This is a genomic window from Phascolarctobacterium succinatutens, from assembly GCF_958453765.1.
In the GTDB taxonomy this organism is placed as follows: Bacteria; Bacillota; Negativicutes; order Acidaminococcales; family Acidaminococcaceae; genus Phascolarctobacterium_A; species Phascolarctobacterium_A succinatutens_B.
Window position 1 is genome coordinate 1 of record NZ_CAUDZA010000041.1, and the last position, 11,187, is coordinate 11,187.

Genomic DNA, 11,187 nt, shown 5'->3' on the forward strand with positions numbered 1-11,187 from the left:
ATAAAGATAAGGACAAAGACAAGCAGGCTCCCGCTACGGTAACAACTGAAGGCAATGCCAACCAGGCACCTGTAGTAAGCAACCAGCCTACTAAAAAGAAACGCAGCATTAAGGACCGCGTTAACGAAATCATGGGCAAGCCTGTTGTCAGCAACCAGCCTACTCCGCGTAACTAATTCACTTTTATGGTGGTCACCAAGTGTGACCGCCATTTTTTATTACTCAAAACTAAGTATATTGTATACATGAATACAGATTTATGCTATAATAATGACAGCTATAAATCAGCTTTAATTAACGAACTATACTAATAAAAGGAGTACTGCCATGGAGAAGAAACCCGTAAAAATAGTTGAAACCGTCCTGCGTGACGGCCACCAGTCCCTTGCTGCCACCAGAATGCGCATCAGCGACATGCTGCCGGTACTGGAACAGTTGGATAACGCCGGCTACTATGCTTTGGAGGCTTGGGGCGGCGCCACCTTTGACTCCTGCCTGCGCTTCCTTAACGAGGATCCCTGGCAACGTCTGCGCACGCTCAAAAAGTATCTGCGCAAAACCCCAATTCAAATGCTGCTGCGCGGTCAGAACATTTTGGGCTATAACCATTATGCCGATGACGTTGTACGCGAATTTGTAAACCGCTCTGTTGACAACGGCGTATCCATCATCCGTATTTTCGATGCTCTTAACGATACACGCAACCTGGAATGCGCAATGCGTGCCGCTAAGGAAGCAGGCGCACATGTTCAGGGTTGTATTGTATATACCATCAGCCCCTACCATCAGGACAAAGACTTTGTACAGCTCGGTAAAGAGCTGGCACAGATGGGCGCAGATTCCATCTGCATTAAAGATATGGCCGGTCTGCTGCGTCCCTACGCTGCCGAAAGCCTTATCCGCAGCCTGAAGGCAGAGCTTGACCTGCCTATCGACCTGCACACCCACTTCACCAGCGGTATGGGTGATATGACTTACCTGAAGGCTGTTGAAGCCGGTGCGGACATGATTGATACTGCGCTTTCTCCGTTCTCTGAATCTACCAGCCAGCCCTGCACAGAAGCTCTGGTAGCAACGCTGGAGGGCACTCCCTACGATACAGGCATCAACCTTTCCGAGCTTAATGCATTGGCTGACTATTTCAAGGATGTACGCAAAAACCTTATCCACGATTTCAACCTGAACGCCAACATCCCCATCGATCCCAAGGTGCTCACCTTCCAGATTCCGGGCGGTATGCTTTCCAACCTGCTGAACCAGATGAAGGAGATGGGTGTTGCCGACAAATACCCGCAGCTGCTTGAGGAAATGCCGCGCGTGCGTGCCGAGCTCGGTTATCCGCCGCTGGTTACTCCTACCAGCCAGATTGTAGGTTCTATGTCCGTATTGAACGTTGCACTTGGACGCTATAAGATGATTCCCCGCGAGGTTAAGGACTTAATCCTTGGCAAATACGGCCGCACTCCGGGACCGATTGACCCTGAGGTTAAACGCCTGGCCATCGGTGACGCGCCGCAAATCGACCACCGTCCTGCCGACGATATTCCGCCGCAAATGAAAAAGCTGCGTGAAAAGCTGGCTGAGGAAGGCTTCCCCAACGCACCGATCGAAGACGTTTTAAGCTATGCCTCCTTCCCCGAGGTAACACTCAACTTCCTGCGTCACAGCAACATCGGTATGAAATTCCACGATTTATAAGCACAACGCTAAAGAGCACGTTGAGAAATCAATCTCAGCGTGCTCTCTTTTTATGCAGATATTATTTTACATCCTCCAGGTGTTCTTCCTGAAGCTCCTCGTGAATCTTTTCCGGCTCGTGCAAAAGCTGGATGCCGACGCGCACAATACGCATCTTATCGATCTCCTCTACCGTAAAAGCAGCAGCAGGTGTCTGCACCTTCTGCCCCACCTTAGGCGGATAATCAAGCTGAGAGTAAACCCAGCCGCCGATAGTATCACAGTTTTCGGTATCTAAGGCCAGCTCAAAGGTATCGTTAACATCCTCCAGCAGCATTTTGCCGTCAACGGAATAGGTTTTGCTGCCCTTTTCCTCTACTTCCGGACGTTCCTCGTCAAACTCGTCCTGAATCTCGCCTACGATTTCCTCCAGAATATCCTCAACGGTAACCATACCTGCGGTACCGCCGTATTCATCAACGAGGATTGCCAGCTGGCTGCGATGCTTCTGCAGAATGCGCAGCAGCTTGCTGATAGGCAGAGATTCCGGCACCAGCAGCACCTTACGCGCCAGACTGCGCAAATCAGGACGCTCGCCGGCATTTAAGCTGCGCAGCAAATCCTTGATATGCAAAAAGCCGATAATGTGATCCTTGTCCTCATCACAGATTGGATAACGCGTCATGCGCTCCTCCAGCGCCGTCTTGATATTATCCTCCCAGGAATCCTCCAGATACAGGCAGATCATATCGGTACGCGGCACCATGATGTCGCTAGCACGACGGTCGGAAAAGTCAAAGACATTATCCAGATAAGTAAGCTCTGTTTTATCAATATAGCCATGCTTATGGCTTTCTTCCATCAGTATGCGGATTTCGTCCTCATTGTGCGCCTCTTCCGCCTCGCTTGCAGCCTCAACGCCTATACGACGCAACGTCCAGTTAGCAACATGATTTAAAAACCACACCGCCGGATACATCAGCTTATCAAACAGAATCAGCGGAGTTGCCACAAACAGAACAACCTGCTCAGTCTTTTGAATAGATAATGATTTAGGCACCAGCTCACCTAAAACTATATGCAATGCGGTGATAACACCGAAGCCCACAACAAAAGCTATTGTATGCTCAACTTGCGGCGGCAGCTGCAGCAAATTAAATACAGGATGCATCAGCTTAGCCACCGTCGGCTCACCAATCCAGCCAAGGCCCAGAGATGCCAGCGTGATACCAAGCTGTGTCACCGAAAGATAGGCATCGAGATGCTCCGTAACCTGCTTAGCGCTTTCTGCCCGCGTATTGCCTTCCTTAATCAGCGCATCAAGACGCGAAGGGCGTACCTTGACAATAGAAAACTCCGAAGCAACGAAAAAGCCGTTCAGCGCTACCAAAAATAAAATCGCTATAACATTAAACAAACATATGAGATAGTCCAAAAATCTCTGTAATCCTGCAGATTGCAGAAAAACAGTTTCACCTCCGTAAAATATATAATATTAATAGTATTGTACCATAGTTAGGCCATAAAGCAAAATAATTTTTTGTAAAATTTGTAGCAAAAAAGCCGCCGTATCAGCAAAAATTTACATGATACGACGGCTTTAAGCTTTTATTTGAGGTCGGCTACAGCTTTATGCAAAGATGATGCCTTATACTCAAGCTTTAACTGCTTCAGCGCAGCGTTTGCACAGAGTCGGATGCTCAGCGTCCTGACCAACCTCGTCGCTGTAAATCCAGCAACGCTCGCACTTGTGGCCTTCGGCAGCAGCAACAGTAACCTTCAGGTCCTCACGGCCGGTTGTTTCGGCACCTTCGGCAGCGCCTTCAACAACAACTGCCTGAGAAACGATCAGCAGAGTTGCCAGGTCTTTTTCTACGGATTTCAGGATAGCCAGTGCTTCGCCTTCAGCGTGCAGCTCAACCTTAGCATCCAGAGAGTGACCGATTTGTTTATTACGACGAGCCAGCTCCAGCACCTTGGTGATTTCGCTGCGGATTTCAATGAAGTTATCCCATTTAGTTTCCAGCTCTTCGTTGATGTATTCTTCCTTAACCTCCGGCCAGGGCAGCATTTGTACGGATTCCGGAGCATTAGCAGGCTTCTTCATGAACTGCCATACTTCTTCCATAGTGAAGCTCAGTACCGGGGACAGCATAACGATGAGATCCATGAGGATTTCATGCATAGCGGTTTGTGCGCTGCGACGCTCTTTGCTGTCAGCCTTGTAAGCATACAGGCGGTCCTTGAGGATATCCAGATAGAAGCTGGACATTTCAACGGTGCAGAAGTTATGGATTGCATGGTACAGTACATGGAAATCATAGCTTTCGTAAGCAGCGGTAACTTCCTTCTTCAGCAGCTGCAGATGCATCAGTGCCCATTGGTCAAGCTCCAGCATTTCGTTGAACGGAACAGCATCGGTTTCATAGTTGAAATCGTTGGTGTTGCCCAGAATGTAACGGATGGTGTTACGGATTTTGCGGTATACCTCAGCCAGCTGCTTCAGGATTTTCGGGGAGATACGGATATCTGCCTTGTAATCGGAGGAAGCAGTCCACAGGCGGATGATATCAGCGCCGTATTGCTTGATTACGTCCTGCGGAACGATAACGTTACCTACGGATTTGGACATCTTGCGGCCATCGCCGTCAACTACATAACCATGAGTCAGTACGGATTCGTACGGAGCACGGCCTGCAACAGCAACGGAAGTCAGCAGAGAGGACTGGAACCAGCCACGATGCTGGTCACTGCCTTCGAGGTACATAGCAACCGGCCAGGACAGCTCCGGACGCTTTGCGGCAACAGCCATGTGAGAAGAACCGCTGTCGAACCATACGTCCATGATATCGCTTTCCTTGTGGAAGTGCTTACCGCCGCATTTCGGGCAGACAGTGCCTTCCGGCAGCAGCTCTTCTGCAGTGTGAGCCCACCATGCATCGCTGCCTTCTTTTTCGAACCAGTTAGCAACGGAATCAATGGTAGCTTCGTTAATCAGATGCTCGCCGCAGTTATCGCAGTAGAATACCGGGATAGGAACACCCCATACACGCTGACGGCTGATGCACCAGTCGTGACGGTCGCTTACCATGTTATGGATACGTTGTTGGCCCCAGGAAGGAATCCACTGTACATCGTCGATAGATTTCAGTGCTTCATCACGGAAGCCGTCGATAGAAGCGAACCATTGAGAGGTTGCGCGGAAAATAATCGGGTTTTTGCAGCGCCAGCAGTGTGCGTATTGGTGCTTAATGTTTTCTTTGCCCAGCAGGCAGTTCAGCTCAGCCAGATATTTCAGTACCGGGATATTAGCGTCGAATACAAACATGCCCTTGAAGCGTTCGCCTGCTTCTTCGGTCAGCTTGCCCTGAGAATCAACAGGGCAGAGAATCGGCAGCTTGTATTTCAGGCCGGTTTCAAAGTCGACATCGCCATGACCGGGAGCGGTATGTACGCAACCGGTACCGGCTTCGGTAGTTACATAGTCAGCCATAACTACGAGAGAGCGGCGGTTGTTGTATTCAGGGAACGGATGCACGCATTCAGCGAATTCCATATCTTTACCAAGAGTAGTGCCAAGGATATTGCTGAGGTCCTTATGGCAGACAGCGCCAACCTGAGCCAGCAGGTCCTTTGCCATGAAGAGAACTTCGCCTTCGCATTCAACCCAGGCATATTCCAGAGCAGGGTTCAGAGCAACAGCAACGTTGGCAGGCATAGTCCACGGAGTGGTGGTCCAAATTACCATGTATGCTTTTTTGCCTTTAGCAGCTTCCGGAGTCTGGCCGTTGTCTTTTACCAGCGGCATTTTTACGAAGATAGTCGGAGTTTTTTGCTCGCCGTATTCGATTTCTGCTTCAGCCAGAGCGGTTTCGCAATGCGGGCACCAGTAAACGGTCTTTTTGCCTTTGTAGATATAGCCCTTGTTAGCCATAGTACCGAATACACGGATCTGCTCAGCTTCAAAGCTGTGATGCAGAGTGATGTACGGATTTTCCCAATCACCCAGAACGCCCAGACGTTTGAAGTCTTCGCGTTGGATATCAACCCATTGCAGAGCGAAGTCGTGGCATTTGCGGCGCAGAGTCAGCGGATCCAGCTCATTGCGGTTCAGGCCCAGCTCTTTGATAGCAGCGTGCTCAATCGGCATGCCGTGGGTATCCCAGCCGGGAACATACGGGGTATCGAAGCCGCGAGCATATTTGTATTTCATGATGATATCTTTTAAGATTTTGTTCAGGGCATGACCCATGTGGATTTTGCCGTTTGCATACGGAGGGCCGTCATGCAGAACAAATTTCTTGTGGCCTGCATGCAGAGCCTGCTTTTTGCCATAAATATCGTTTTCTTCCCAGAATTTCAGAAAATCAGGTTCGCGTTGCGGCAGACCGGCACGCATAGGGAACTCTGTTTCGGGCAGATTCAGTGTTTTACCATAGTCCATTACTAATAACCTCCAATTTTATTAAACAAAAAATTTAACAATATAAAAAAGCTTCGTCCCTCAGATAAGGGACGAAGCTGTAGACTAACAACGATTAATACGCTTGCGTATCATGCATCATTAACAAACGTGTACTCCGTGGTACCACCCTCATGACGACAGCCTTTGCTGCACGCCACTCGTGTGCGCAATATCGGGCGCTCCCGTATGCAGCTACTCAGGTTCGCCGCATCCGCTCCAAAGTGATTTTCACCTGCTTTACTTCGTCCGGGCTTGCACCATACCCCGGCTCGCTTAACCTGCGCCGCAAGCTACTGTCTTTTTCATCGCGTTAGCAAATATCAATAAACGCTAATATTATACATTAGACAATGTGATAAGTCAAGGAGTGAAGAGCCTTGCACTGCCAAAATTTTATAATACACATCTTCAGACTTCTTACTGATAAAGTCATATGTTAACAATCCAGTCGCAGAATTATTCTTAATCCTGCTCTGTTAACATAAATTATTTGAACTTCAGTCTTTAACCAAAACGTCACAAACACTCGCTTGCGAAAAATACTTCTTTATGTTATATTATAAGCAAGAAAGACAACCGCCTAAGCGGTTCGTGCCAATCCAATCGGCTACGCCTCTTGGGGCACTATCGCATGGCGTGCATGAGCCAATCAGCATTGTCCTACGGACTCGCTTCTTGGATGCACCCGCAACAAGGTGGGTTGCCCGAAAAAAAGAGTAGAAAAGCCACTCCGTTACCGGTCAAAGTTCAGGAGTGGTTTTTCTATGTCCGTAACTGTCTTATTACTTTCGGTTCTGAAAAATGAACGTCAGCAACGCTACGATAAAAATTCCAAAGGACATTAAGTCCTGAAAACTGAAATATACCATAGACATCACCTCCATTCCTAAGAATTTTGGCAATGCCACCCTGCAACACGGTCGTCTTGCATAGTATTTTATCATACTGTCATCAAACATACAACGAACAAACTGTGAAGTTTGCGTTGTATGTTTTTTGTTTTTACAAAAATCTCCCCAGCCTTACGTGAACGTAAAGCTGGGGAACTAGAAAATTTTACTTATTTATTCTTTTCACTACAGTTCCATACATCTGCAAATAAAAATATTGAAATCCATTAGTATCAAGGTCTATGTCCTGACGCATACAAACGACAGCATCTCCACCAAGCATTAGTGCTCTTTTCTTCAGTTCTTGCGTAGCAACAAAAAATGCTTTTTCAAAATCATTCTGCCCAACAGAATATTCTCCCCATAAGAACCCCCAGTCTGTCCTTCGCTCAGACATCAAAGCATTATTCTTCATTTCTTCAATTTCAGCACTATACTTATTTACAAGTTCACTCAAGGTACTACTAAAAATGCCTTTGTTAGAAACCTGAAAAAATACAGGGCCAATAATTTCGTAATCCTCTTTTAAATCACCAGTCGTGACAATTACGGCATTTACTTTTTGCCGATATTCAGCAGCTTTTTGTTTAGCCTCAGCTGCTCTTTGTTCGGCAGCTTCTTGGACAGCCTTACTTTTCAGCGCTGCTTTTTTGTAATCAGTATCCCAAAACGGCATATGGATTCCCCTTTCTCATCGTATCATTATACGTTATATAGATTATTTTTTGTCTTTAATTTTTACATTTTTATAAATCTGGTCGACGCAATTTTTTGCTTTTGTATCATTCTTTGAATAACACGTAATCAAAGTCCAAAATTCCTTTTCATTCTTGATAATCAAATAGTGAAACACTTCATCAATATTTTTCTGCATATCCGTAAACGAGCAGTAAATTTCAATACCACTTTTTCCACTTACTATTGCATCTTTTCTTTCTGTTTTTATATTAGATACATTATTCATAGATTTTAGTGGAATCAGCAAAGAGGAAGCATACATTTCATAGTAGTTATTCAAAACTGCTTTTTGGGTATTGCTATCCAAAATATTCAACGTATTATCGTCAAATCTGACTCTGGTCAACTGAGTAAACTTTATACCATAGTCATTTTTGCTAGTATCTAAACGACTATCACATTGTGCGGCAACAGGATCTATCTCCGCAAGCTCATTCATCGGAACATATTTCCACGTATATTCATATGGAGCAGCAATTTCTATTGATGTTACATCCCCATCCACGCTGTTATGCTGCGTCAAAATATTTTCGGCCTTACTCCCACACCCCAAACAAACTAAGTAAACGCTTAACATTAAAAGCATTAAAATTATTCGTTTCATTATAAATCACCACACTTACAACAATGTATCTTCTTTATCATATAAATCTTTCGGCAACTCCGGATGTTCTCTGTAATAATCAGCTAATACAATATGGCAATACTTGCACACTGTAGAATTTTCTTTTATCCAACTACCACAAGAAGGACATTTTATTCCACTGTGATCAGAAAGCAGTAAACTGTGAATCATCGCTACAATCCATAGTAAAATTCCATAAATATACCAACGCTTGAAATTTCTTCCTTTTCTTTTAGCAATATAAGCTGGGATAAGCGCGGCAATCAAAAGCCAAATCAAATTTTCCAGTAAAATAACGAACAACGAATCTTCATACATAAATTTTACATCTCCTTATAAAATTATTCATGATTAGTATTCATAACTTGAACCTGATAATCTCCCGGTCTGTCTGAGTACTCATATACACTCACATAAACTCTCTTGCCATTTTGACCACGACCAACTAAATGAAGAACGTATTGTACACCATGTCCATATTCATTAACTGATGTTGAAGAACTATCGTTATACCATGTATCTAGTCTTCCTCTTTTAAAACCAGTACTAAGCATCGGACCAAAATGCTCTTTATATTCTTCTACCGTACAACCTAAATAATTAGCAAATCTTCTTGCATCTGCTTCTTTCTCAGCTGCTTCAGCAGCTTTTTGAGCTTCTCTGGCTTTAGCTTCTTGTTGAGCCTGAGCATCTGCTAATTTATGTTCAGCTAATTTGTCGCTAAACGTGCCAAGAACATTTCCATTTGCCACTAATTTAAACGACCCATAACAAGTTTTGCTTTTATGAGATACATTTACTTCGTTAATAGCTCCATTATCATTAACCAGCACCATAGTAACTCCTTGTTCTCCATCTTGAGATGGAATTCTATAGTAATTTAAATTACTATTTGCATCCGAAAACTCAATCTTATCATCAGCAGGAACTTTTAAACCAATTTTTGTTAAGAATTCCCTATGCTCTTTTGGTATAGAAGTTGTAATTTTCTTATTAACCGTTATCTGTTTGTTAGCCTCTTTCTGTGTATCGCTACTTGTAGCAGTAAAAATTAGACCAATAAATGCTAGAGAAACAATTACACCAATAATAGTTTGCTTTTTTGAAGTTTTTGTTTCTTCTAACTTTACTTTTGGTTTTACAGGTTCTGTACTCTTTTTTATATCAGTCTTAGGAATAGCATCTGTCTCTTTTTTTACTTTCGTTCCGCAATTTTCACAAAATTTAGCATCTGGTTTAAGATTCTCTCCACAAACTTTACAATACATAAACACACTCTCCTATCCAAATAAAATTTCAAGAATAGCTATAACGTTATTATATCATCTTGTCCCCCCCCCGCAACCAAATATCCATTTGGTTGCGAATTAAAAAATAATAGTGCTCTGTCAAAAGCACTCAACCTAAATTATCAGTTTAACTTATGTTCTAACAAGCCACCTCTCCCTCAATCCTCCCCCTTCGTACTCCACTTTCTCTGCGTCACCCGCGTCAGCTCCTGCAGCAAATACTCCGGTCGCATCTCCAGCACAGCAGCAATTCTCAAAAAAGCAACAAAACTCAAAGACTGCCTGCCATTTTCAATCTTAGTCATCGTCCGTCGCGACACCCCAATCATCCTGGCAAACTCTTCCTGATTTATCCCTGATGCCGTTCTATGCGATCCTATAAGCACTCCCAGTTCAACCAGTTCTGGCAAATAATCCGAATCCACCAGCTCTTCAGAATACAAATTTCTAAGTCTTTTTCTCATACTGTCACCTCAAAATATTACTATTTTGCTAACAGATTATTACAAAAAGACTAGTCAAAACGTTTTTGCGCATTATTATGCTCAAATAAGAAACTTGCTAATCTTCTGTGTTATAATAGGCACATCAAGACTTGATGCAGTACAGCACAGAATTCTGTCATATGCGGCATTGCGACCGCCTCAGAAAGGAACTGGACAACATAACAACAAAAAACTGCCCTGAGCAGGAAAACTCCGAAGAAATAATCTGCTGCGTGCCGGAAGGCACCGAACCGCAAGACTGCACGGAGGAAAAAACAACCTTCACTCTCACAGAATTCAAGGAGCTGGTGCACAGCGCCCAAAAAGGTGACCGCGAGGCCATCAACACATTATGCAACGCCTTTAAGCCCTTAATCTACAAAGAGGCCTATCGCTACGAAGTGCGTGAAGCCTTGGGTGAGGATGCCGTCAATACTGCCTGGTTAATCTTTTTAGAGCAAATCAAGAAGTATAAGGATCGCGACTTCGGGCATCTGCCAGGACTATTGCAGTACCATGTCCATTACGGACTGCTGCATAAGTTTACGCGTGGAAAATCTGTCAAGGATTGTTATTATCTGGACGCAGAGGAAGAAGGCGAAGAAACGCAGATTGCTGACAAGAAGAATGATATTGACGAGCTGATGCATAATCAGCTATTGTCTGATACGATGCGTAAGCTCACTAAAGAGCAATTTACTGCTGTCAATGAGCTTGTTCTGCAGGATGTTGATTACAAAATATTTTGCGATAAGCATAAGTGCAGTGTGAAAACTGCTTACAAGCATCGTGCTAACGGTCTAAAAAAATTAAAAGCAATAATTGCTTAATCCGCTAAGCGTTCTGCCCTACTATGGGCAGGACGCTTTTTGTTTACGCTCTACTTCTACCGTACTTTACGTCTATCCTCTAGGTAGTACTCTAAAGAACAAGGTTACTACTAGCTTACGCTAGTAGTTTTTATCACAGCCAAAAGAAATAAAGACAGAAAGAAAAAATTATAAAAAAGAAAGAGAGA

At 44.4% G+C, this 11,187-nt stretch carries 10 protein-coding genes; 2 read left to right on the plus strand and 8 right to left on the minus strand.

Going from position 1 to position 11,187, the window contains the following annotated elements:
• Positions 1 to 327 precede the first annotated feature (327 nt).
• Positions 328 to 1,698: a pyruvate carboxylase subunit B gene (locus Q7Q81_RS10755; RefSeq protein ID WP_304276048.1), complete on the plus strand. Its 1,371-nt coding sequence runs from the start codon at positions 328 to 330 to the stop codon at positions 1,696 to 1,698.
• Between the two features lie 61 nt (positions 1,699 to 1,759).
• Here Q7Q81_RS10755 and Q7Q81_RS10760 read toward each other — a convergent pair whose 3' ends face one another.
• The 8 genes from Q7Q81_RS10760 to Q7Q81_RS10790 form a co-directional block, all read right to left on the minus strand.
• Positions 1,760 to 3,112: a hemolysin family protein gene (locus Q7Q81_RS10760; protein ID WP_303712201.1), complete on the minus strand. Its 1,353-nt coding sequence runs from the start codon at positions 3,110 to 3,112 to the stop codon at positions 1,760 to 1,762.
• 219 nt (positions 3,113 to 3,331) lie between these two features.
• On the minus strand, positions 3,332 to 6,121 hold the full coding sequence (ileS, locus tag Q7Q81_RS10765; protein ID WP_304276050.1) for an isoleucine--tRNA ligase: 2,790 nt from the start codon (positions 6,119 to 6,121) through the stop codon (positions 3,332 to 3,334).
• Positions 6,122 to 6,924: 803 nt separating this feature from the next.
• Positions 6,925 to 7,101, minus strand: coding sequence for a putative holin-like toxin (locus Q7Q81_RS11125; RefSeq protein ID WP_418948451.1), 177 nt, complete (start codon positions 7,099 to 7,101; stop codon positions 6,925 to 6,927).
• A gap of 97 nt (positions 7,102 to 7,198) precedes the next feature.
• The gene (locus Q7Q81_RS10770) at positions 7,199 to 7,708 is read right to left on the minus strand and encodes a hypothetical protein (RefSeq protein WP_293692448.1); all 510 of its coding nucleotides are present in this window, start codon (positions 7,706 to 7,708) and stop codon (positions 7,199 to 7,201) included.
• A gap of 42 nt (positions 7,709 to 7,750) precedes the next feature.
• Entirely contained in the window at positions 7,751 to 8,374 is a 624-nt protein-coding gene (locus Q7Q81_RS10775; protein WP_293811187.1) for a hypothetical protein, read from the minus strand.
• Positions 8,375 to 8,389: 15 nt separating this feature from the next.
• On the minus strand, positions 8,390 to 8,713 hold the full coding sequence (locus Q7Q81_RS10780; protein ID WP_293692452.1) for a hypothetical protein: 324 nt from the start codon (positions 8,711 to 8,713) through the stop codon (positions 8,390 to 8,392).
• A 23-nt stretch (positions 8,714 to 8,736) separates the two neighbouring features.
• Positions 8,737 to 9,663: a zinc-ribbon domain-containing protein gene (locus Q7Q81_RS10785; RefSeq protein WP_304276052.1), complete on the minus strand. Its 927-nt coding sequence runs from the start codon at positions 9,661 to 9,663 to the stop codon at positions 8,737 to 8,739.
• Positions 9,664 to 9,842: 179 nt separating this feature from the next.
• On the minus strand, positions 9,843 to 10,148 hold the full coding sequence (locus tag Q7Q81_RS10790) for a helix-turn-helix transcriptional regulator (RefSeq protein WP_210684105.1): 306 nt from the start codon (positions 10,146 to 10,148) through the stop codon (positions 9,843 to 9,845).
• A gap of 161 nt (positions 10,149 to 10,309) precedes the next feature.
• On the opposite strand from Q7Q81_RS10790, the gene Q7Q81_RS10795 reads away from it, so the two are divergent.
• Complete coding sequence (locus Q7Q81_RS10795) at positions 10,310 to 10,999, plus strand: RNA polymerase sigma factor (RefSeq protein ID WP_304276055.1); 690 nt, start codon at positions 10,310 to 10,312, stop codon at positions 10,997 to 10,999.
• The last annotated feature ends 188 nt before the right edge of the window (positions 11,000 to 11,187 follow it).